24 protein-coding genes are annotated in these 22164 nt (G+C 61.9%); 10 read left to right on the top strand and 14 right to left on the bottom strand.

Going from position 1 to position 22164, the window contains the following annotated elements; translation table 11 throughout:
• Positions 1–157 precede the first annotated feature (157 nt).
• The gene (locus IEV88_RS15375) at positions 158–340 is read left to right on the top strand and encodes a YdcH family protein (protein ID WP_373291170.1); all 183 of its coding nucleotides are present in this window, start codon (positions 158–160) and stop codon (positions 338–340) included.
• Between the two features lie 53 nt (positions 341–393).
• Here IEV88_RS15375 and IEV88_RS01460 read toward each other — a convergent pair whose 3' ends face one another.
• Positions 394–954, bottom strand: coding sequence for a GGDEF domain-containing protein (locus IEV88_RS01460; RefSeq protein ID WP_188159521.1), 561 nt, complete (start codon positions 952–954; stop codon positions 394–396).
• A 327-nt stretch (positions 955–1281) separates the two neighbouring features.
• Between IEV88_RS01460 and purE the strand changes: the two genes are divergently transcribed.
• Positions 1282–1770, top strand: a complete 489-nt coding sequence (gene purE / locus IEV88_RS01455) for a 5-(carboxyamino)imidazole ribonucleotide mutase (RefSeq protein ID WP_188159520.1) — start codon at positions 1282–1284, stop codon at positions 1768–1770.
• 19 nt (positions 1771–1789) lie between these two features.
• Positions 1790–2878, top strand: a complete 1089-nt coding sequence (locus IEV88_RS01450; protein WP_188159519.1) for a 5-(carboxyamino)imidazole ribonucleotide synthase — start codon at positions 1790–1792, stop codon at positions 2876–2878.
• A gap of 246 nt (positions 2879–3124) precedes the next feature.
• Here IEV88_RS01450 and IEV88_RS01445 read toward each other — a convergent pair whose 3' ends face one another.
• From IEV88_RS01445 to IEV88_RS01415, 7 genes are all read right to left on the bottom strand, one after another.
• Positions 3125–3727, bottom strand: coding sequence for a phage tail protein (locus tag IEV88_RS01445; RefSeq protein ID WP_188159518.1), 603 nt, complete (start codon positions 3725–3727; stop codon positions 3125–3127).
• Positions 3728–3768: 41 nt separating this feature from the next.
• Positions 3769–4371 (bottom strand): phage tail protein, encoded by a 603-nt coding sequence (locus IEV88_RS01440; RefSeq protein WP_206711309.1) that lies wholly within the window; start codon positions 4369–4371, stop codon positions 3769–3771.
• A gap of 48 nt (positions 4372–4419) precedes the next feature.
• A complete protein-coding gene (locus IEV88_RS01435) occupies positions 4420–5022 on the bottom strand; it encodes a phage tail protein (RefSeq protein ID WP_206711308.1) in 603 nt (200 codons plus the stop codon).
• Positions 5023–5058: 36 nt separating this feature from the next.
• The gene (locus IEV88_RS01430; protein ID WP_188159517.1) at positions 5059–5685 is read right to left on the bottom strand and encodes a phage tail protein; all 627 of its coding nucleotides are present in this window, start codon (positions 5683–5685) and stop codon (positions 5059–5061) included.
• Positions 5686–5949: 264 nt separating this feature from the next.
• Positions 5950–6285, bottom strand: coding sequence for a YegP family protein (locus tag IEV88_RS01425; protein ID WP_188159516.1), 336 nt, complete (start codon positions 6283–6285; stop codon positions 5950–5952).
• 99 nt (positions 6286–6384) lie between these two features.
• A complete protein-coding gene (locus IEV88_RS01420; RefSeq protein WP_188159515.1) occupies positions 6385–7587 on the bottom strand; it encodes a serine hydrolase domain-containing protein in 1203 nt (400 codons plus the stop codon).
• 119 nt (positions 7588–7706) lie between these two features.
• Complete coding sequence (locus IEV88_RS01415; protein ID WP_229731390.1) at positions 7707–8381, bottom strand: COQ9 family protein; 675 nt, start codon at positions 8379–8381, stop codon at positions 7707–7709.
• Between the two features lie 234 nt (positions 8382–8615).
• Between IEV88_RS01415 and rpsU the strand changes: the two genes are divergently transcribed.
• The 3 genes from rpsU to IEV88_RS01400 all read left to right on the top strand — a co-directional run bounded on the left by rpsU (position 8616) and on the right by IEV88_RS01400 (position 9983).
• Positions 8616–8831 carry a 30S ribosomal protein S21 gene (gene rpsU, locus IEV88_RS15200; RefSeq protein ID WP_206711376.1) on the top strand — a complete coding sequence of 72 codons (216 nt, stop codon included), beginning with the start codon at positions 8616–8618 and terminating at the stop codon, positions 8829–8831.
• 153 nt (positions 8832–8984) lie between these two features.
• Entirely contained in the window at positions 8985–9107 is a 123-nt protein-coding gene (locus IEV88_RS01405; protein WP_188159512.1) for an entericidin A/B family lipoprotein, read from the top strand.
• A 123-nt stretch (positions 9108–9230) separates the two neighbouring features.
• A complete protein-coding gene (locus IEV88_RS01400; protein WP_229731389.1) occupies positions 9231–9983 on the top strand; it encodes a pirin family protein in 753 nt (250 codons plus the stop codon).
• Between the two features lie 833 nt (positions 9984–10816).
• Here the strand turns inward: IEV88_RS01400 and IEV88_RS01395 are convergent.
• The 5 genes from IEV88_RS01395 to IEV88_RS01375 all read right to left on the bottom strand — a co-directional run bounded on the left by IEV88_RS01395 (position 10817) and on the right by IEV88_RS01375 (position 15078).
• A complete protein-coding gene (locus IEV88_RS01395; protein WP_188159511.1) occupies positions 10817–12232 on the bottom strand; it encodes an NAD(P)(+) transhydrogenase (Re/Si-specific) subunit beta in 1416 nt (471 codons plus the stop codon).
• A gap of 51 nt (positions 12233–12283) precedes the next feature.
• Positions 12284–12925 carry a class I SAM-dependent methyltransferase gene (locus IEV88_RS01390; protein ID WP_188159510.1) on the bottom strand — a complete coding sequence of 214 codons (642 nt, stop codon included), beginning with the start codon at positions 12923–12925 and terminating at the stop codon, positions 12284–12286.
• Between the two features lie 64 nt (positions 12926–12989).
• Positions 12990–13487, bottom strand: a complete 498-nt coding sequence (locus IEV88_RS15300) for an NAD(P) transhydrogenase subunit alpha part 2 (RefSeq protein WP_206711307.1) — start codon at positions 13485–13487, stop codon at positions 12990–12992.
• A complete protein-coding gene (locus IEV88_RS01380; RefSeq protein WP_188159509.1) occupies positions 13484–14773 on the bottom strand; it encodes a Re/Si-specific NAD(P)(+) transhydrogenase subunit alpha in 1290 nt (429 codons plus the stop codon). The genes IEV88_RS15300 and IEV88_RS01380 overlap by 4 nt, the downstream gene beginning before the upstream one ends.
• A 77-nt stretch (positions 14774–14850) precedes the next feature.
• Positions 14851–15078 (bottom strand): aa3-type cytochrome c oxidase subunit IV, encoded by a 228-nt coding sequence (locus tag IEV88_RS01375; protein ID WP_188159508.1) that lies wholly within the window; start codon positions 15076–15078, stop codon positions 14851–14853.
• Between the two features lie 238 nt (positions 15079–15316).
• On the opposite strand from IEV88_RS01375, the gene IEV88_RS01370 reads away from it, so the two are divergent.
• On the top strand, positions 15317–16819 hold the full coding sequence (locus IEV88_RS01370) for a sigma-54-dependent transcriptional regulator (protein ID WP_188159507.1): 1503 nt from the start codon (positions 15317–15319) through the stop codon (positions 16817–16819).
• A 75-nt stretch (positions 16820–16894) separates the two neighbouring features.
• Positions 16895–19642, top strand: coding sequence for a tetratricopeptide repeat protein (locus tag IEV88_RS01365; protein ID WP_188481184.1), 2748 nt, complete (start codon positions 16895–16897; stop codon positions 19640–19642).
• Between the two features lie 722 nt (positions 19643–20364).
• Here IEV88_RS01365 and IEV88_RS01360 read toward each other — a convergent pair.
• Positions 20365–20610 carry a DUF2312 domain-containing protein gene (locus tag IEV88_RS01360; protein WP_188160499.1) on the bottom strand — a complete coding sequence of 82 codons (246 nt, stop codon included), beginning with the start codon at positions 20608–20610 and terminating at the stop codon, positions 20365–20367.
• Between the two features lie 211 nt (positions 20611–20821).
• On the opposite strand from IEV88_RS01360, the gene IEV88_RS01355 reads away from it, so the two are divergent.
• Complete coding sequence (locus tag IEV88_RS01355; RefSeq protein ID WP_188159505.1) at positions 20822–21088, top strand: DUF7218 family protein; 267 nt, start codon at positions 20822–20824, stop codon at positions 21086–21088.
• A gap of 48 nt (positions 21089–21136) precedes the next feature.
• Complete coding sequence (locus tag IEV88_RS01350) at positions 21137–22150, top strand: sodium:calcium antiporter (RefSeq protein ID WP_188159504.1); 1014 nt, start codon at positions 21137–21139, stop codon at positions 22148–22150.
• The last annotated feature ends 14 nt before the right edge of the window (positions 22151–22164 follow it).

The following is a 22164-nucleotide window of genomic DNA, read 5'->3' as shown; positions in this document are numbered from 1 at the left end:
GACAGATACGCCGGACCACCCGACCGAGACGCCTTTCGAGGCAAAGGCCAAGCCGCGCTTCACCGTAGTCGACAGTGCCGGGGACGCCGCGCGCAAGGCGGCAGCGACGGAACGGGAAGTCGGGGAATTGCTGGAGGACGGGGTCAATGACGAGGCGGTGCAGTTGAAGCTGCACGAACTCGAGCAGGAGCATCGCGACCTCGACCACGCGATCGCAACGCTGGAAGAGCGCCTGCCCTATGACCGGCTGACGCTGCAGCGCATGAAGAAACGCAAGCTGATGCTGAAGGACAAGATCTTCCAGCTGAAGGACAAGCTGGAGCCGGACATCATCGCGTGATGCCCGGCTTCACCGAAGGCGGCTGGATCATGCTCTATCAGCACCGGAGGGTGTCAGTGCCGTATGCCGGCCTTCAGGTTTTGCTTGTGGTCGTACATCGCCCGGTCCGCTTCCTGCAGCACCTGTTCGACCTTCTGGCCTGGCCGCAGCTCGAACACGCCCCAGGCAAAACTGACCGGCAGCTGGTGGCCCTGCCAGAGCAGCGGCACTTTCTCGAGCCCGCGCGACAGGCGCTCCATCGCAGCGACAGCGGCATGCGGATCGGTATGGGTCAGGATGATGCCGAACTCATCCCCGCCAAGCCGGCCCATCGTGTCGGAATCGCGGATCAGCTGCGACAGCGTATGCGCCAGGTGGCACAGCACCGCATCCCCCGCCGCATGGCCGAAACTGTCATTGACCGGCTTGAGCCCGTTCAGGTCGACATAGGCCAGATGCGCCTCCAGCCCGTAGCGGCCGACCTCGGCGATGGTGCGGATCAGCTCGCGCGTGAAGGCGCGCCGGTTGATCAGGCCGAGCAGCGGATCGGTGTCGGCCAGATCAGCCAGTTCGCGGATCTTCGCATTGGCCTCTTCCAGCTGCTGCTGCAGGGTCCTGACCTGGGAGGCAAGCACTGCCTGCGGTGGCAGGGCTTCAGAAGAGCCAGCGACCGACAGTGTTGAGTTAAAGTTTAGAACATTTTTGCTATAATTTGTGTCGCATTGATTTAAAGTTTGCATCTCTACTGGCTCCCTTCACTGAACTTTCCAGACAAGATACACAGTATTTGTTGACCGAATACTTATAGGAAAATTGATATTTGAGATGAATTTAGTTCAAGTGCTTGTCTGTATTCGCGGTATTTTTCCATTGTATGCGCCCCACGGTTTGCTATAAACCGCGTTTTCCCCGCTTCCCCCGGCAGGGGCAAGCAGAGCGCCGACATTGAAGGATGAGAGACTATGGCCGGCAGCGCGAAAATCGGGATCATCATGGGCAGCCAGTCGGACTGGCCGACGATGAAGCACGCCGCCGACGTCCTCGCCGAGCTCGGCGTCGAATCCGAAGCGAAGATCGTCTCCGCCCACCGCACCCCCAGACGGCTTTATGACTATGCCGGAACGGCGCGTGAGCGTGGCCTGAAGGTCATTATCGCCGGCGCCGGCGGCGCCGCGCACCTGCCGGGCATGGTCGCAGCGATGACGTCCCTGCCCGTCTTCGGCGTGCCGGTGAAATCCTCCTCCCTTTCCGGCCTCGACAGCCTTCTTTCAATCGTGCAGATGCCGGGCGGCATACCCGTCGGCACGCTGGCCATCGGCGATGCGGGCGCGAAGAATGCCGGCCTGCTCGCCGCCGCCGTCCTTGCCGCCTTCGACGGGGATCTCGCCGCCAGGCTCGATGACTGGCGCGCCGCACAGACGGCGAAGATAGACGAAGACCCCACAGACTGACCCGCGAAAGATCGTCTCCATGAGCACCACGCCCGCGCCCCTGCCCCCCGGATCGACCATCGGCATCCTCGGTGGCGGCCAGCTGGGCCGGATGCTGGCGGTGGCCGCGACGAAGCTGGGCTTTCACGTCCACATCTATTGCCCTGACGAGAAGAGCCCCGCCGCCGAGGTCGCCCGCGACTTCACAAGGGCCGGCTATGACGACGATGCGGCGCTGGAAAAATTCGCCGCCAGCGTCGATGTCGTCACCTATGAGTTCGAGAATGTCCCCGCCTCCGCCGCCGAAGCCGTCGCGCGCACCGGTACGCCGCTGCGCCCCGGCGCCCGCGCCCTCGAGGTCAGCCAGGACCGGTTGACGGAAAAGAAATTCCTGAAAGGTCTCGGCATCGACACCGCCCCGTTCATGCCGGTGGCGAGCGAGGCCGCCCTCGGTCTCGCCGTCGAGGTCGCCGGCATCCCCGCCATCCTCAAGACCCGCCGCTTCGGCTATGACGGCAAGGGCCAGGCAGTGATCCATGACGAGGACGAGGTCGCCGATGCCTATGCCGCGCTGAAGGGCGCGCCGGCGATCATGGAAGGCTTCGTGCCGTTCGAGCGGGAGATTTCCGTCATCGCCGCCCGCGGCCTCGACGGCATCATGATGGCCTATGACCCGGCGGAGAATGTCCATCGCGACGGCATATTGCGCACCTCCACCGTACCGGCCGGGATCAGCGGCGAGACACGCGACCGCGCGACTGACATTGCCTGCGATATCCTCACCGCGCTTGACTATGTCGGCGTCATCGGCGTCGAGTTTTTCGTCGAGAAGTCAGGTCATTTGCGGGTCAACGAAATGGCGCCGCGCGTGCATAATTCCGGCCACTGGACGGTTGAGGCCTGCCATGTCAGCCAGTTCGAGCAGCATATCCGCGCTATCGCCGGCTGGCCGCTCGCCGACCCCACGCGCCATTCCGACTGCCTGATGGAAAACCTGATCGGCAACGATGTGGACGGCTGGCAGCGTATCGGCGGCGAACGCGATTGCTATCTGACCCTGTACGGCAAAAAAGAAGCGCGTGACGGCCGCAAGATGGGCCACGTCACGCGGCTGAAGCCGCGCGCCTGACGCGACAGTCCGGCCTGACCGGGACATCGCCCGGACATGGAAATGGCCGGAGCGATCCGCTCCGGCCCTGCACAACTCATTATATCGAAAACCTCGAGTAGCATTTCCGTTTTCGAATGCGTGTTCGTTCGAAGACAGATTGATTTATAGCGTTTCCCGGTAAAGTGGAAACCGGTTCACCGTCAGGAAACGCGACAAACAAGGAGTCTGGATCGTTTCAGCGTTTCCACAGAATGCTGAAACGATCTAGTTGCGGGGCGGGAAATACCCTTCCATGGCAATGCACCATTGCATGGCAATATACGGGCCGCGGTGATCGACCGGCTGACCGCTGCCGGTCGGGCTGATCATGCCTGCCGCCATTGTCCGGGTCGGCGGACCGTCATGATAGTCATCGTCGTCGCCAATGCCGCCACCAAGATAGCGGTCCTGCGGACCGCCCTTGTCTGCCGTCAGATGGGTCGCGTTGACCGTGTGGGTGTGGCTCGGCAGGTTCAGAATCGACAGCGTGAAGCTGGACTGCCCGCCTCTGTCACCAAGCGGATAGGTCGGCAGGCCAGGACCGGTGCCCTCATGGATCGCGCTGCGGCCGCGAAGATCCGGCAACCCGAAGGTCGTGGTGCCATTGCCGCCGTAAGTCGTTCCCAGCAGCGCGAACAGAGCCGTGTTTGACGAGATCGCAACCGTCTGTCCTTCGACCGGAGCCCATCCCCGCGGACAGAAGTTGGAACCGGTCAGCATCATCTGTCCGACAAAGGGTTCCAGCTGCGCCGCAGCCGGCGCGACGGAAGACAGGGCGCCGAGGGCAAGCCCCGATGCAGCCGCCGCCTTGGCAAGAAGTTTACGCATGTTTTTCTCTCCTGATCTTTTTCTGGTTATTCGAAACAGGGCTAGTTGCGCGATGGAAAGATGCCGAACAGCGCGATGCACCAGTTGACAGTCTCATAGGGACCACGATGGGAAATCGGGAGATTGCCCCCGCTCAGGCTCAACATGTTGGACGCCATGGTACGGGTCGGCGGGCCATCATGATAGACATCATCGTCGCCAATCCCGCCGCCCAGATAGCGATCCTGCGGACCGCCCTTGTCTGCTGTCAGGTGGGTCGCGTTGACCGTGTGGCTGTGGGCCGGCATTTGCGGGATTGTCAGCGTGAAACTGGTAGTCCCGCTCTTCTCGCCGCGAGAATAAATAGGCAACCCAGGGCCCTGGCCATAATGAATTGGCGAGCGGCCGCGAAGATCCGGCAGGGCGAACGTGGTTGAGCCATTGCCACCGTATTGCGTACCGAGAAGTGAAAAAAGAGCCGTGTTTTGACTGATTGGTATCAACTGGCCATTGGCAGCTGCCCAGTCGCGGGGACAATAATTGGCCGCCGTGGCCGACAATTGTCCGATATAGGGATCGTACTCGGCCGCCGCCGGGGCGACAAACGCCAGGCTGCCCATGACGAGCCCCGAAATAGCCGCACCCGCGGCAAGAATTCTACGCATGTTTCTCTCTCCTGCGCTGATTGTCATCGTTTCCCTGAAAGGACAGATCTAGTTCCGCGAGGGGTAGACGCCCTGCATGGCAACGCACCATTGCATGGCAATATAGGGGCCGCGCTGATCGACAGGCAGACCACTGCCGGTCGGGCTGATCATGCCTGCCGCCATTGTCCGGGTCGGCGGACCGTCATGATAGACATCGTCGTCGCCAACGCCGCCGCCAAGATAGCGGTCCTGCGGACCGCCCTTGTCTGCCGTCAGATTGGTCGCGTTGACCGTGTGGCTGTGGCTCGGCAGGTTCAGAATGGACAGCGTGAAGCTGGTCTGTCCGCCTCTGGCACCGAGCGGATAGGTTGGCAGGCCAGGACCGGTGCCATGGTGGATCGGCGCACGCCCCCGCATGTCGGGCAGGGCGAATGAAACCCGGCCGTCACCGCCATAGGTCGTTCCGTACAGGGAAAAAAGCGCCGAGTTCTGGCTGATAGGCAGAAGCTGCCCCGCCGGTTCCGCCCAGCCTCGCGGGCAGAAATTATATCCCGTCAGCATCATCTGACCGAGAAAAGGCTCACTTTGTGCCGCAGCCGGGCTGACGGCCGCACTCGCCGCCATGGCCAGGGCCGACGCAGCCGCCGTGGCAGTAATGAATTTACGCATGTCTCTCTCCTTTGTTCATGTCCTGCGGCTTTGCGATCAGCCGCGATCGAGTACCGGCTGGATACCGTCAACCGCGACACACCATTGCATGACCACAAACGGGCCCCGATAATTGACCGGCTCGCCACCGCCGGACTTGTCGATCATGCCCGCCGCCATCGTCTTGTTCGCCGGGCCATCGTGATAGATATCGTCAGCGCCAACGCCGGCGCCCAGATAACGGTCCTGCGGGCCGCCCTTATCTGACATCTGGTTGGTGGCGTGGACCGTGTGGCTGTGTGACGGCATGTTCTGGATGGTCAGCGTAAAGCTGGTCTCGCTGCTTCTCTGACCGAGAGTATAGAGAGGCATGCCTGGCGCCTGCCCCATATGGATCGGCGCGCTGCCGCGCAAATCCGGCAAGGCGAAATTGGTCTCGCCGTCACCGCCGAAAGCGGTACCGTAGAGGGCAAACAGCGCCTCACCGGGTCCGGCGACCGGCAGGAGCTGCCCGTCTGCCGGCATCCAGCCGACAGGACACGCCCCATAGCCTGTCAGCTTCAGTTCGCCGACGAAAGGTTGTTGCTGGGGGGGCGCCGATTGCGTTACGGCCGGGCTGAATAGTGCCATGGCGCCGATGGCCAGAGCAGAGACAGCCATTGTGGCGGCAACGAGAATGCGCATGAACTGTCCCCTGAAATATTTGCCGTAACCCCACGACACATTAGAGATGCGCGATTGCCCTCGCAGCATCGGTTAGCAAACCATTAACATAGTATAGTCGCAAATGTACAGCGAAATTGACCCTGCGGTTGATGACGCGAAAGACCGAAGGCTGCCGCAATAGTCACTAGCGACGGCCGCCGGTTCTGCTTTTAAAGAGATTTAAGTGCTGTTCCAGACAGGACTACACCTGTTCGGAAGTCAGTCTGAAGGCTGACGAAAGCCTCAGCCGGTCTGGTCGTCCACCGCGGCTTCGGGGGCGTTTTTCATCACCGACTCGATCCCGCCATCGCGGCTGGAAGCCGACGCATAGCTCTGCGACGTGCCGATAACCTGACCGTTGGAGGATTTCAGGTTGAACATGAACTTGCCCGCAGCGGTTTCCTTTTTCTCGTAGCGCGCTTCGTCGGTCGAATTCTTTTTCACCGAGTCAATGCCATTCTGAGCGCTGGCCTTCTGCGTGTAGCCCTCGCTGGCGAGAATGTTCTCGCCATTGCCGGCCTTCAGGCGGAAACGGAATTCGCCTGCATTGTCCTTGTAGAGTTCGAATTTACCAGCCATTTCTGTCTCCCTGCTGTTTTGCTCTGGTTTCAAGTCTCAGGCCTGAAACAGACCGCATAGCGCACGGATTCGCAAGCGTGCCCCCACGATCGGCAAGCCTCACTGCACCGCGCGCGCCAGCGCCCGCAGCACCGCCGTCGTCTCCGAACGGCGCGCAATCTGGCCCATATCGGCCCCGGTCTTGACCACGACGACATCGTTCACCGGGTCGATGAACACGCTCTGGCCGTTATAGCCATTGGCGAAATACTCCCCAGCCGGATCTTCCGGGATCCAGAAATGCAGGCCATAGCCGCGCTCGCCATGATGCGTACTGCCCGCCTCATGCACCTCGGTCGGCGGCACACTGACCATATCTGTCCAGCCGACCGGCAACAGCCGCTCGCCCCGCCACATCCCGTCCTGCAGATAGAGCTGGCCGAAGCGGGCATAATCCTCGGCCCGCGTCTGCAGGCAGCAATAGCCGATCTCCTTGCCGTCCGCCGCGTTGCGATCGATCAGCCAGGTACCGTCCGCCATGCCAAGCGGCTTGAAGATCTTCTCCGAGGCGATCTGCGCCAGCGGCTTGCCATAGGCCTCGCGCAGCACCATCGACAGCACATGGGAGTTCGGCGACAGGTAATCGAGATCGGTGCCCGCCGGCCGGTTGCGGCGATAGGGCTTCACGAACGCGTCGACATCGGCGTTCATGATGAACACATCGAAGAACAGCTTGCGCATGTCAGACCCGCGCGTCTCGTAATCCTCGATGAAGTCGATGCCCGACGACATCATCAACAGGTGCCGCAGGCTGGTGCTGCCATAATCCGTGCCCTCGAAAGCGGGCACATATTTCGATACCGGATCGTCGAGGGACGAGATCGTACCATCCATCAGCGCCATGCCGACCAGCGTGGCGACATAGCTCTTGGCGACCGACCACGAGGTATGCCGGCTCTCGGCCTCCTCGCCCTGGTAATAGCGCTCGAACACGACGCGGCCGTCCTTGACCACCATCAGCGCGGTCGTGTCGCTTTCCGCCGCATACTGATCGATGGTTTTCTCTTGGCCGTTCCAGTCATAGGTCTCGTTGATCGCCTTGATCGCCCGGCGCAGCGGCTCGGCATTCTCGGCGCCCTCGACGATACGATGGGGGAACATCTCCTCCATGCGGCGATAGAGATCGACGCGGTCGCCGGTCTCCCGGTTCCAGATGATGTCGAACGGCGAATACGGCGCCCAGGGCCGGAAAAACCAGGCAGCGAAAACGAGAATGACGAGCAGGAGGATCGCCCCCGCCCCTTTGAGGATTGCTGCTGTCATGGCCGGCCTCCCTGCCCGCACAGCGCCTTCTGGCGCGTCTCTTTTGCCAGAGTGTGCTGCGGGCGGCCGCGCGGGTCAATCACGCCGCGCAGCGCGCGGGCGCGGCCGGTGTATTGGCCCTATTTGCCGGGATAGCGCATACGTCCGAGAAACTCGGTGAAGGCAGACATGTCCGGCATGCGGTCCTGCGCCTGTTTCTTGAATTTCTCGAACTGCATCACATTCTCGATCCGCTCGTCGAGAAACTTCCATGTTTGTTCATAGACCGGATTGACGATCTCGTCGTCTTCATCGCCAAACCAGGCCGCCAGCGTCGACAGATAGACACCGGACAGGGTCGTGCGCTTGGTGTAGAAATTGAAATCGGTCGATGTGTCGCCCAGCGCCCGCCAGACCGCATCCGCCGTGCGCCACGCCAGCCTGCTTGCCAGCGGCAGATAGTAAGGCAATGCCAGCGTCGCCGAAGCGCGCCGGGCCGCCTCGCGATGCTCGCTCAGCCCCTCGATGCGGGTGCGCACGAGAAACCTGACCTTGTCGCGGATCTTCTCCGGCGCCGGATTGGCTGCCTCGAACGCTGCCGCCATCTTCTCGTCCTCACGCTCTGACCAGAAGTCCAGCACATCGGCGATGCCCTTGGGGAAGGCCCGCTTCAGATCGCCGCGCTCATAGGCGACTGAGTCCATACCGGCTGCCTTGGCGGCGGCGACAAGCGTCGACTCGGTCCAGCCATCGAACGCCGCCTCGACCAGCATTTCATCGAGGATCGCCAGGCGCACTTCCTCCAGATCATCCAAGTTACTGTTTTTTCTGGATTTTTCAGTCGATTTCATGGGGCTCGTCCTTGCAGCATCTCTTTTGCGATCCTATATCTTTCAATGTGGACAAGAAACCGTCCCAATGCTAGAGAGCGCGCTCTGGAAATCCGCCGGAACTCCGCCGGAAGTCTGGAAGCAATATCCGCCTGTTCGTTCAGGCAACCGTTCCTGGCAAATGCCAACAAGCTAGACCGAAGTGTATATAGGAGGGCCCTGGCCATCGTTAATATCGTCGTCCGTGAGAACAATGTGGAACAGGCCCTGCGCGCCCTGAAGAAGAAAATGCAGCGCGAGGGGACGTTTCGGGAAATGAAACGCCGCAAGTTCTATGAAAAACCGTCCGAGAAAAAGGCCCGCCAGAAAGCGGAAGCCGTTCGCCGCGCCCGCAAGCTGCAGCGCAAGCGGATGCAGCGCGAAGGCATCATCTAGCCTTCTCGTCGACATCGACACAGAATTCAGAAAAGCCGTATCGCCCGATACGGCTTTTTGTTTATCCGGCACCGCGCCAGGGCGCGTTTCCCGCTTTGAGCCCGATCCGTTTCGGCATATCGTCAGGGACGTGGAGACAGAGAGGACTTTCCCATGCTTCGTATTCTTGCCGCCCTTGTTGCCCTGACCATGTTCATGTCCGCCTGCGAGACCGTGAAGGGTGTCGGCCGCGACATCACCAATGCTGGCGAAGCCATCGACGAGGCCGTCGATTGATCGGCTTTGTTGCCGAACCGGCAATGATGAGTGCTATTTTCGGCCCTTAATTTACGCGAGCCCGCCTCTTACCTTCTACTCAACAGGGCATGGCCTTCATGCCCGAAATTCTGGAGGTGAGTTATGTCTACCCAAACCATGACCCCGCACACCGCATCGCCGGTCCCGGCAGAGTCCCTGCGCCTGCGCCCGGCGGAAGCGCGCGGCAAGGCCGACCATGGCTGGCTGCGCTCGGCGCACACATTCTCGTTCGCGAATTACTATGACCCGCAGCACATGCATTTCGACTCGCTGCGCGTGATCAATGACGACTATGTCGCCGGCGGCGGCGGCTTCCCGCCCCACCCGCACCAGGACGCGGAGATCTTCTCCTATGTCCTCGAAGGCGCGCTGGAGCACAAGGACACGATGGGCAATGGCTCCATCGTCAAGGCCGGCGGCGTGCAGTATATGAGCGCCGGGTCCGGCGTGCGCCATTCGGAGTTCAACCCGTCCCGCGACGAGGCCGTGCGTTTCCTGCAGATCTGGCTCTTGCCGACCGAGCGCGGTGCAACACCGCGCTACGAGACGAAGGACATCCCGGCCGCCGACAAGGACGGCAAATTGGCCCTGTTCCTGTCGCCGGAAGGCCGCGATGGCTCGATGGCGATCCGCTCCAATGCCGATATCTACGCGGCAACCCTGGACGGCGACCAGTCGATCAGTTTCGACCTCGCCAACAACCATAAAGCCTGGGTCCAGGTCGCCAGGGGCTCGCTCACCGTCAACGGCCAGGAGCTGCGCCGCGGCGATGGCCTCGCTGTCGAGAAGAGCGGTACGCTGACTTTTGAAAAAGGCGACGACGCCGAAATCGTCTTCTTCGATTTCATTCACTAGAGAGACAAGCCCTCGTCCTTCGTGGCCGTTTCACGGCACCTCAGGATGAGGGCTTTCTTGAAACTTGGCGCTCCTCATGCTGAGGAGGCTGCGCAGCAGCCCACGAAGCACCCCCAAACTTATCCCCGTCCAGAATTTTGCGTCTATAACCTCCCCAGGCCCGGTGAGAACCGGGCGGAGGTCTTGAGGCCAGCGGGTGATCTGCCCGCACCCTCGAGGCAACAGGCATTCCTGCCGCCGGGAGGGGCGAGCGCGCGTCGGCGCCCGTGGCAGGGATCGGCATTTCACTCAGACGAGTGGACGCGAGAGCTCCTTCAGGGCCGCGCACCAGAATGCCGCCGTGGAGAGTGAAAAGCTTTTCCGAAGCTCAAAGCTCTCAAAGCTACAGACGCTCTGGATAATATTCTCCACGGGCCTTCCTCCTGCCTTCCAACCACCGCAGCAATAGCTGACGGTGCTTTCAGTGCTGCCCCTCTTGTCATCCCGGGGCACCCGTCAGGGTGAACCCGGGACCCATTTTCCAGAGGCCCTGCCGCTGCTGTATCAAGCCGCCTCACTGTCTCTGGCACATGGATCCCGGCTCGCGCTGCGCTTGGCCGGGACGACAAGAGAGGATAATGCGGGACAAAATTCGACCCCGTGTCGCGCTGACGTTTCGCTGTCGTGGTCAACCGAAGCCCGTGGCAGAGTCTGCCTAAAAAAGGCATGGCTGCCAATCGTTTTACCGGTCAGGATTTGTCAAGGACGGCCCGAAGGGCCGCCGGCGGAAGCGGGCTGCGCTCACTGACTAATCCTGATCCGGTGAAACACCTCTCGGTAAGGATCGAATGCCCCTAATCCATCGCCTTGATGATGTCTTCGCACATCTTCTTGGCGTCACCGAACAGCATCATCGTGTTGTCGCGGAAGAACAGCTCGTTCTGTACACCCGCATAACCCGACGACATGCCGCGCTTGACGAACAGCACCGTGCCGGCATTTTCGACGTCGAGGATCGGCATGCCATAGATCGGCGAGGACTTGTCGGTCTTGGCCGACGGGTTGGTCACGTCGTTCGCGCCAATGACGAAGGCGACGTCGGCGGTCGAGAATTCCGAGTTGATGTCTTCCAGCTCGAACACCTCGTCATAGGGCACGCTAGCCTCGGCCAGCAGCACGTTCATGTGCCCCGGCATGCGGCCAGCGACCGGGTGGATCGCGTATTTCACGTCGACGCCCTCGGCCTTCAACAGGTCGCACATTTCGCGCAAGGAGTGCTGCGCCTGGGCCACCGCCATGCCATAGCCCGGCACGATGATGACCTTGCCGGCATTCTTCATGATGAAGGCGGCATCGTCCGGCGAGCCCTGCTTGACCGGGCGGTCGTCTTCGCCGCCGCCGGCGGGACCCGCATCATCGCCGCCGCCAAAGCCGCCGAGAATGACCGAGATGAAGCTCCGGTTCATGCCCTTGCACATGATGTAGGACAGGATCGCGCCGGACGAGCCGACCAGCGCGCCGGTGATGATCAGTGCCATGTTCTCCAGCGTGAAGCCGATGCCCGCTGCCGCCCAGCCCGAATAGGAGTTCAGCATCGACACGACGACCGGCATGTCCGCCCCGCCGATCGGCACGATCAGCAGGAAGCCGAGCGCCACCGCGACGATGGTGAGGAAAAAGAACAGCCACGCGCTCTGCACGCCCGCGCAGAGCAGGATGATCAGCAACAGCGCCACTGCAGCCAGCGCGATATTGATGATGTGCCGCCCCGGCAGGATGATCGGCTTGCCCGACATGCGCCCGTCGAGCTTGGCAAAGGCGATGAGCGAGCCGGAGAAGGTGATCGCGCCGATGGCGACACCGATCGCCATCTCGATGATCGACTGGATCTTGATCGCGCCGGGCTCGCCGATGCCATAGGCAACGGGGGCGAGGAACGCCGACCAGGCGATCAGCACCGCGGCGAGGCCGACCAGCGCGTGGAAGAACGCGACCAGCTGCGGCATCGACGTCATCGGCACTTTCCTCGCGATCATCGCCCCGGGGATCGCCCCGGCGGCAATCGCAAGGATGATCCACACCCAAGAGCCGAAGCCCGCGCCAGCGAGGAACCGCTCGGAGAACAGCGTCGCGGCGACGGCGAGGCCCATGCCGATCATGCCATACTGGTTGCCCCGGCGCGACGTCTCGGGCGAGGACAGCCCGCGCAGCGCCATGATGAACAGGATGCCGGCGGCAATATAGAGAATGGCGGTCAGATTATTGTTCATTTAAGCCCCTCGCTGGTGACTCTGGCGTTGCTGGTGCCTGACACTCCCGGACTAGGAAGACGGGATCAGGATCGAACGGCGCTTGCCCAGTTCGCCTTTTTCGAGGACGACGATGCTGTCATAGATATGCATCGAGACGGTCGACCGGGTGATTTCGGTCGCCTTGATCTCCGAGCTGTGCGGCGCGTGCAGTTCGTCGATGAACCCCTTGCACCGTTCGATGAAGGTCGTCTTTTTAAGGTAACCGCCCTCGAAATTTTCCATATAGGCCGTGTGCAGATCCTCGACGAGATAGACGCCGTGGCGGTCGGTCCGCTGGAACAGGTAATCGAACGTGCTGTTGATATGGCTCATGACATGGCTGCCGTCGTCGATGACGATATCCGGCGTGCCGAACTCTTCGATCACGGATTCCAGAAAGGCGTGATCGGACTGATCGCCGATGCGGACATGGATCTGGTCTTCCTCATAGCCCTTGCAGCGCGGGGCGATATCCATGCCGACGATGGTGGCAAGCGGCCCGAAATAGCGTTTCCACATTTGCAGGGAACCGCCGCGGCCACAGCCGATTTCGAAGACTACGACTGGACGGCCGACATAACGCCGGAAGTGCCTTTCATAGGCATCGAAATAATGCGCCCATTTATGAATCGGCCTGTCTTTATTCTGCAAAAAGCTGTGCCAGAGTTCCATCCTGTTTTCCTTTAATAGGTAAGCGCACTGTGTCGCGTGAAGGCCTTTAATCCCGCCTGCTAGTCTATTTCGCAGGCTTTTCCTTTTTCTTGTACATCGCCAGCATGCGCTGGGTGACCATGAAGCCGCCGAATATGTTGACACTCGCCAGCGCCACCGCGATCACCCCTAACGCCATCGACCAGCCGCCAGCGGCGGTGTCGGCGACCTCCGCCCCGACGGCGATCAGCGCGCCGACGATGACCACGGAGGAAATCGCGTTGGTGACAGACATCAGCGGCGTGTGCAGCGCGGCCGTGACCGACCAGACGACGTAATAGCCGACAAAGATCGCGAGAATGAAGATCGCGAACAGATAGATGAATTCGTTGACATGGGCGGTATCGGTCAGCGCCTGCAGCGCGCCGATCTGGCCGTCCAGCGCATTGGCGGAGGCATCGAGATTGTCAGCGGCCTGACGGGCGGCTGCGGCCGTCTCGCGGATTTCCTCGACCGCCCGTTCGGCTTCCTCGGCGCTTCTGGCGGCCTGTTCCTTGTCGGCATCCTGCGTGAAGAACATCATTGGTTCGTCTCCTTCTCTCCAGACATAGTGCCGTCCGTATCCGCATCGATGATCTCGTCGGTGATGCTGGTGTCGCCGCTGACGATCTCGCCATTGTTATTGTCGGCGTCATTGTCGACGATCTCGGCCTCAGCCGGTGCCGACTGCGCGGGCGGCGCTTCGGCGAAATTCGGGTGGATGATCTGGCCGTCGCGGGTAAGCGCCACGCCCTTGACGATGGCGTCGTCCCAGTCGATGGCGAGCTTGCCGGTTTCCTTGTCCATCAGCAGGGTGACGAAATTCAGCAGGTTCTTGGCATAGAGCGCAGACGCATCCGTGGCCAAGCGGCCCGGCACGTTTCTGTGGCCGATGATCCGCACGCCGTTCTTGTCGACCGTCTCGCCGGGGATCGAGCCCTCGATATTGCCGCCCTGCTCGACCGCGAGATCGACCAGGATCGAGCCCGGCTTCATCGAGGCGACCATGTCGGCCGTGACCAGCAACGGCGCCGGACGGCCGGGGATCAGCGCGGTGGTGATGACGATGTCCTGCTTGGCGATATGCTTGGCGACGAATTCGGCCTGGCGCTGCTGGAAGTCCTTCGACATTTCCTTGGCATAGCCGCCTTCGGTCTCGGATTCCTTCATCGCCTCTTCATCGACGACGACGAATTTCGCGCCCAGGCTTTCGACCTGTTCCTTGGCGGCATAGCGCACGTCGGTCGCGGTCACGACCCCGCCGAGGCGGCGCGCCGTCGCGATCGCCTGCAGCCCGGCGACACCGGCGCCCATGATGAAGATCTTGGCCGGCGAGACCGTCCCCGCGGCGGTCATCATCATCGGCAGCGCCTTGCCGAAGGCAGCTGCCGCATCGAGCACGGCCTTGTAGCCGGCGAGGTTCGACTGGGAGGAGAGAACGTCCATCGACTGGGCCCGGGTGATGCGCGGCATCAGGTCCATGGCAAAGGCATCGACCCCGGCGCTGGCATAGGCAGACAGGCTGTCCTTGTCGCCATGGGGCGACAGGATCGCCGCCAGCTTGGCGCCATTGGCGAAGTTGGCGAGTTCGCTCGCATCGGGCCGGCGCACTTTCAGGATCAATTCGGCATTGTGGCAGGCGTCGGCCGCGGAATGGGCGATCTGCGCCCCCGCCTCTTCATACTGGGCGTCGGGGAAGGATGCCGTGACACCGGCCCCGCTCTCGACCGCGACATCGCAGCCGAGCGCCTTGAATTTCTTCACCGTTTCCGGCGTGGCAGCGACGCGCGTCTCGCCGTCATGTCGTTCTTTGAGAACAGCGATCTTCATGAGTATGCCCCCCTTCCTCAGGATCTCTCTCGGGGACAACCGAGAATGTTAGTGGTGCGGCTGGCTCGAAAATGAACCTAGTGGCTCAGGAATGTCTTCACGAAAAGATGGCACCCGATCAGCACCACGAGGAAGACGAAGAACCCGCCGATAATCCCGGCATTCAGCAGCAGCGCCGTGAAAAAGGCGGTCAGTGCCAGCGACAACGGCGCGCCCCACTGCATCCCGTATTTCATCAATGCGCTATAGGTGGTTTTCTGGTCGCTTACGTCCATGCTTCCGCGGACATAATCATTGTCAGCCATCGGTTTTCTGCTCCTTAGGATCGTACTGCCGGCGAAGTGTGCCCGTGATTCAGGCTTTCCATAGCGTGACTTACCATCTCTGGCCAAGGCAATAAACACCATTCCGCCGAGAATTTGCTGCACCCTGCTACCGGGAGCACGAAGGCGCTTCAAATCGGCACAGCTTAAACTCCCTGTTTACCTGACCAGGCCTAATGTGACGTCATAACACTGTTACTCGAAGGGTGAGTGCGGCCTGATGGCAAAAACAATCATGATCGTCGATGACGACCCGACCCAGCGCCGCCTGATGCAGGCGGTGTGCGAGCGTGCCGGCTATTTCGTCATGCACGCCGACGATGGCCAGAAAGCCGTGGACATCCTGCGCTCGCCCGAGGGTCAGGCCGTCTCGCTGATGATGCTCGACCTGATGATGCCCGGCCTCGATGGCATGGACACGCTGGAACAGGTGCGCAAGATCCGCGACAACCTGCCGGTGATCATCCTCACCGCCCGCGGCGGTATCGACACCGTCGTCAAGGCGATGCAGAAGGGCGCGGTCGATTTCTTCGTCAAGCCGGTCTCGCCGGAACGGGTCATCGTCTCGATCAACAACGCGCTCAACATGAAGACGCTGAAGAGCGAGGTCTCCCGCCTCCAGCGCAAGCAGGTCAACGCCCTGTCCTTTGACGACCTCATCGGCAATGGCGGCACCATGCGCCGGGTCTTCTCGATGGCCGAGCGCGCCGCGAAATCCTCGATCCCGATCCTGATCACCGGCGAGAGCGGCACGGGCAAGGAAATGATCGCCCGCGCCATCCAGGGCACGTCCGAGCGCTCAGGTGCCCCGTTCATCACCGTCAATTGCGGCGCCCTGCCGGAAAATCTCGTCGAATCGATCCTGTTCGGTCACGAGAAAGGCTCCTTCACCGGGGCCCATGCAAAACATATCGGCAAGTTCCAGGAGGCCGATGGCGGCACCATCTTCCTCGACGAGATCGGCGAGCTGCCACTCGATGCCCAGGTCAAGCTACTCCGGGTACTGCAGGAATCGGAAGTCGACCCGATCGGCTCCAAGGCGCCGGTGAAAGTCAATGTCCGCATCGTCTCGGCCACCAATCGCGACCTTGCCGACGAAGTCTCCCGCGGCACGTTCCGCGAGGACCTCTATTACCGCCTCAACGTCTTCCCGATGGAAGTGCCGCCGCTGCGCGAGCGCAAGGAAGACATTCCCGAACTCGTCACCCACTTCATCAACCGCTACAATGCCGAGGAAGGCCGCGATGTCAGCGGCGTCCAGCACGAGGTGATGGATGTGCTCATCGAGCAGCCCTGGCCCGGTAACGTCCGCCAGCTCGAAAACGCGATCTTCCGCGCCGTCGTCCTGTGCGAAGGCAGCTATCTCACCGCCGCCGACTTCCCCTTCCTCGCCCACGAGTTCGAGGCTGCCGACATCCATGCCGGCCCGCCGGTCCATGTCGACGAAATGACCTCCAGCCTGGCGCGCTTCGAACGCGGCAGGGAAGATATCCCCGCTGCCGGCGAAGGCGCTATTGTGAGCCTCGAGGAAGGCGACCTGTCCATCTTCGACCGCGAAGGCCATCTGCGCTCGCTCTACGACATCGAGAAAGACCTGATCACCCTGGCGCTCGACACCTATAATGGCCAGATGTCCGAAGTCGCGCGGCGGCTGGGTATCGGGCGGTCGACGCTGTATCGGAAAGTGCGGGAACAGGGGCTGGATGTGAAAAGGACGGGGTAGGTCGCCCCTTCCCGACTGTCTTTCATTACAAAAGCATGTCATCCTTTAGTCTCTGTTAGGGACTGAGAGGGAACAGTGACAGACTCCGCATTCGCTGAACTCGAAACTGCAATTGGCGATGGCGACGAAAACGCCGCGACAGTTTTCATTTCGAGGCTGCTCACTGGCGACCTCGTCGATTATCTCCGCTCTCCCGAAACGCAATCTGCAATCGCCGAGCAGGTCAGGGCCGAGACGAATTGCAGCCTGCTTGTTGCGAAAGTCGGCGTGCGTATCGTCGCATGGGCAGCAATCAGCACTCTGACACTTGCCGGGACAAAAGTCGCCGATGGCGCCGTACGTCGCATTGTGGGCACTATGGTCGGAAACCCCAACGGACGGAACGTCTATTTTGGCGTGCTGAAGATCCTGTCCGGCATCGACAAGACCGCCGCTGGCAACAGGAAGATGCAGGCATCAATCGGCAGGCTGGATCAGGAAGCCGCAGAACTCTTTCCCTATCTGCCTGCGGAAAAGCGCTCTGCGATGGCCCAGATGACGGCGCTGGAAGCGCTGCTGTCCGGTCAGGCCGAGACACAGGCCGCCATTGAAGCTCTCGCCGAGACGCTCACCAATCCGCGCCCGAAGATTGTAAGCAAGGAGCTGAACCTATCCGAGAGCGGACGGAACCGGTTTTATTTCGGGACGCGGAACGTTCCCATGTTCCAGCGGGAAAACGCCTATGCGACGCTGTCGGACGGTTTCCTCAATGCGCGACAAGCCTTTGCGTGGATCGTCGTGCACGGTCCGGGCGGCATGGGCAAGAGCCGTCTCGCGCTGGAGCTCTTGCGCAACACTGCCGACTGGGGCGGCGGATTTATCGACAAGGACACACTGGGCCGCTTCGATTGGGACAATTGGCGCCCGCAGCAGCCGGAACTGCTCGTCATCGACTATCCCTCCGCAAGGCAGGAGGAGGTTGCGACCATGCTCAAGGCACTGGCACTGCAGGCCGATCAGGGCCGGTTGAGCGCGCCCGTGCGGCTCGTCTTCTGCGAACGCGATTATGACGGCCCTTGGTATAAAAAGGCGATACAGGGCGGCGGCAACCCTGCTGCCGAATTCGAGCATCAACCGGGCAATGGCGATGGCGGACTCGCCCTGCAGCCGCTTAGGGATCTATGGCCGGTGTTCGAGCACCTGCTGGAAGGCAAGCCCCTCCCCGACCGGTCGGACACCCTCGCCCGGCTTGCAGAAATAGACCCGCAGGGCAGACCGCTCTTCGCCGCCTTCTATGCCGATGCCCTGGCCCGCGGTGAACCTGCCTATCGATGGGACAGGCGCGAACTGGTGGAGCGCCTTCTGGCAGATGAGGAGCAACGCTACTGGTGGCTGGGCTTTATTGGCACCGAGGCGGACAAGAAAAAGTACAAGCGCCTCGCAGCCATCGTCACGCTGGCCGGCGGCGCCGATGCCCGGCAGCTGGAAGCGCTGTGCCGTTCGAGCAACGTGTTGCCGGACTGGGACCTTGATACCGTGCCGCCGCGACTTGCCCTGATCACCGGGCGGGACGCCGGCAGCGGCGCCGCCCCGATGGAACCCGACCTCATCGGCGAACTCTTCGCACTGGAAACAGCGGCAAAAGATTCAGACCTCGATGTCGTACTAAACTGGCCGTTCCGACTCGACGGCTATGCGGCACTGGACGCGATCCTCCGTGCCCGACGCGATTATCCCGACCATCCGGTCTTCGCGACCGGAGATTTTGGCTTGGCGCTGGACAATGCAGTGACGGCCTATCAGTCGACTTTATCGTTGACGCCAGAGACCATCAGCGCCTCGTTTCCCTCGCGGGAATTGGATGAGATAAAAGCAGAGTGTGAAAACAGTGCCGCGCTTCGTCATGCCTATGCCACTATTCTCTTCAACCTGATCCACTACCTCGGCCAGAGCGACATGGCAAAGGCCCTTGCGCTGTTCGAGGACCTGAAATCCCTCGCCGCAGGCCATCCGGGCGAACCGGCCATCCGCGAAGAGCAGGCCAAGGCAAGCTTCAACCTGATCAACGACCTCGGCCAGAGCGACATGGCAAAGGCCCTCGCGCTGTTCGAGGACCTGAAAGCCCTCGCCGCAGGCCATCCGGGCGAACCGGCCATCCGCGAAGAGCAGGCCACGGCAAGCTTCAACCTGATCAACGACCTCGGCCAGAGCGACATGGCAAAGGCCCTTGCGCTGTTCGAGGACCTGAAAGCCCTCGCCGCAGGCCATCCGGGCGAACCGGCCATCCGCGAATGGCAGGCCAAGGCAAGCGTCAACCTGATCGACGACCTCAGCCAGAGCGACATGGCAAAGGCCCTTGCACTGTTCGAGGACCTGAAATCCCTCGCCGCAGGCCATCCGGGCGAACCGGCCATCCGCGAATGGCAGGCCAAGGCAAGCGTCAACCTGATCGACGACCTCAGCCAGAGCGACATGGCAAAGGCCCTTGCACTGTTCGAGGACCTGAAAGCCCTCGCCGCAGGCCATCCGGGCGAACCGGCCATCCGCGAATGGCAGGCCAGGGCAAGCTTCACCCTGATCTACCACCTCCGCCAGAGCGACATGGCAAAGGCCCTTGCGCTGTTCGAGGACCTGAAAGCCCTCGCCGCAGGCCATCCGGGCGAACCGGCCATCCGCGAATGGCAGGCCAAGGCAAGCTTCAACCTGATCAACGACCTCGGCCAGAGCGACATGGCAAAGGCCCTTGCGCTGTTCGAGGACCTGAAAGCCCTCGCCGCAGGCCATCCGGGCGAAGAAATTGTGCCGGAGGCATATGCCCGGGCGCGAGAGATAGTGGGTAAGTAAAGTTAGATTTTCTCGGCCAATGATTTCCGAAGCAATCGGACTGCCGGCGGGTCAGTAGTCACGCCTGCGGACAGGTCGCATCGAGCCGTCACGCGATACCTCCCATGTGGTGATTGCTGCGGGCCGGGCGGCTTGGATCGCTTGCGCTCCCCCTGCCCGGCGCCCCTGATTCCGCTCCCAAAATCTCCGTCCCGAAAAACTTGTCCCCGTCCGCCCCGGCGCCCCTATTCTCTCCTGACGTCACGGGGAGGCCCGTGGCGGATGGCGCTGGCCCTTTTTTAGGGTTCGGGCGGGTGCACCTGGCCCGCCCCGGCGCAGCAGGTCCTTGCCGGCCGATCCTTTGCCGAAAGGGGGACGTGTCCCCCGAAGCCTTGGCGAAGGGGGAAGGGAGCGCGTTTGCTGCGCGTTGTCCGGCAGGGCGGTATCCGGGGCGTCGCATCCCCGGCGGGAGAGACACGTATTGTCCCTGTGGTAGAGAATGCCGCCGTGGCGGGGAAAGCCCGTCTCGATTTCTTCTCCGACGGCCCCGCCACGGACCCCCTTCCTTCGGGGGCACGTATTGTGTGCCAGACGCTCGCATCGGGAAATGGCGGCGCTTTTCGTGCTTGCGTAGAGATCCGGCTCTGGTGAGCTGTTCAGGATGAGGCTCAGTCGGTGATCAACGGGAAGAAGTCCTCATCCTGAGGTGCCCCGAAGGGGCCTCGAAGGACGAGGACGGGCTGCTACTCCCCGAGCGCGCTCAGATACAGGTCCAGGATCGCTTCCTGTTCCTGGCGCTCGGCGCGGTCCATCTTCCTTATACGGATCACCTGGCGGAGGATCTTGACATCATACCCCTCGCCCTTGGCTTCGGCGAAGACTTCCTTGATGTCTTCCATGATCGCGGCCTTGTCTTCTTCCAGGCGCTCGACCCGCTCGATGAAGGAGCGCAGGCGTTCGGCGGCGACCCCGCCGGAGCCCTCAGCCATTGTTTCCATATTTGCTGAACCGTCGGCCATTGTCTGATCCTCTTCGAAACTGAAACGGGTATCGCTTTATCGGGAACGCCTAATACACCTGCCGCCCCCTTGGTGGACAAGGCGATGTTTTCCACAACGCCCCAGCCACGCCGATCCGCCGCAGCGGGAACCGCCGCCCGCTCCGCGCCGTTCTCACCCTTTAGCCATATCGGAGGACATCATGCCAAAGGGAAATCACGGCCCCCAGGTCAAGGATGACGCGCTCTATGACAAGCTGCGCGAGGACGGCAATTCGAAAGAGAAAGCCGCGCGCATCGCCAATGCGAAAGCCAATGACGAGCAGCACCCGTCGAAGAAAGGCGGCGAGTCGCCCGCCTATGAAGACTGGACCAGGGACGAGCTCTATGACCGCGCCCAGGAGATCGGCATCGACGGCCGCTCCGACATGGACAAGGACGACTTGATCGAGGCCCTTCGTCATCACTAGCTGCGCAATCACCGATCCTGTCCCCCTCCTCAGTGCGAGGCTGTCCGCATGAGCGCCACCGTCGCCCTTGCCATCTTTGCCCTTGCGACGCTGGTCATTCTCGCGGCCGGCGCGCGCCTTGCCGGTGTCGCCGACAGGCTCGCCGATCGCACGGGGCTGGGCGAAGCGCTGGTCGGCGCCGTGCTGCTCGGCGCGGCGACCTCGCTGTCCGGCCTGACCACCTCGATCGTCGCCGCCTCGCGCGGCCTGCCCGAACTCGCCGTCAGCAATGCCGTCGGCGGCATCGCCGCCCAGACCGTGTTTCTGGTCGCGGCTGATTTCTTCCACAAGCGCGTCAATCTCGAACACGCCGCTGCCTCGATCGAGAACCTGGTCTACGGCATCATGCTCGCCGGCATGCTCGCCGTGCCGCTGATCGCCATGGGCGGGCCCGACTGGACCCTTTTCGGCATTCACCCGGCCAGCCTGTTTCTCGTCGGCTTCTACCTGCTCGGCCTCCGGCTGGCGCGCAGGACGCGGCACTTTCCGCAATGGCAGCCGGAAAACACGCAGGAAACCCGGATGGACGAGCCCGACGGCGACAATGCAGACATGTCGCTGTCGAGCCTGATCGTCCAGTTCGCCGTCCTTGCGGGGATCACCGGCATTGCCGGCTGGGGCATCGCCATGAGCGGCGAGACGCTGATGGTCTCTTTTTCGCTGTCGGAGAGCGTCACCGGCGCCCTGCTGACGGCCGTGGCGACCTCGACACCGGAACTCGTCACCACCATCGCCGCCGTGCGCCGCGGGGCGCTGACGCTTGCCGTCGGCGGCATCATGGGCGGCAATCTGTTCGACGTGCTGTTTCTCGCCGGCGCCGATGCGGCCTATCGCGATGGCTCGATCTATCATGCGATCTCCGGCCAGCAATCCTTCTTGCTGGCGCTGACGATCCTGATGACGGCAGTGCTGATCGCAGGCCTGATCGTGCGCGAGAAGCGCGGCTTTGCCCGCATCGGCTTTGAGAGCAGCCTCGTGCTGCTGCTCTATGTCGGGGGAATGGCCCTGCTGGCGGCAGGGTAGCAGGCCGGATTTCC

It is taken from the genome of Aquisalinus flavus, assembly GCF_014640095.1.
In the GTDB taxonomy this organism is placed as follows: Bacteria; Pseudomonadota; Alphaproteobacteria; order Caulobacterales; family Parvularculaceae; genus Aquisalinus; species Aquisalinus flavus.
Note: the sequence above shows the minus strand (reverse complement) of the source record. Positions and strands in the feature narration are given on the sequence as shown.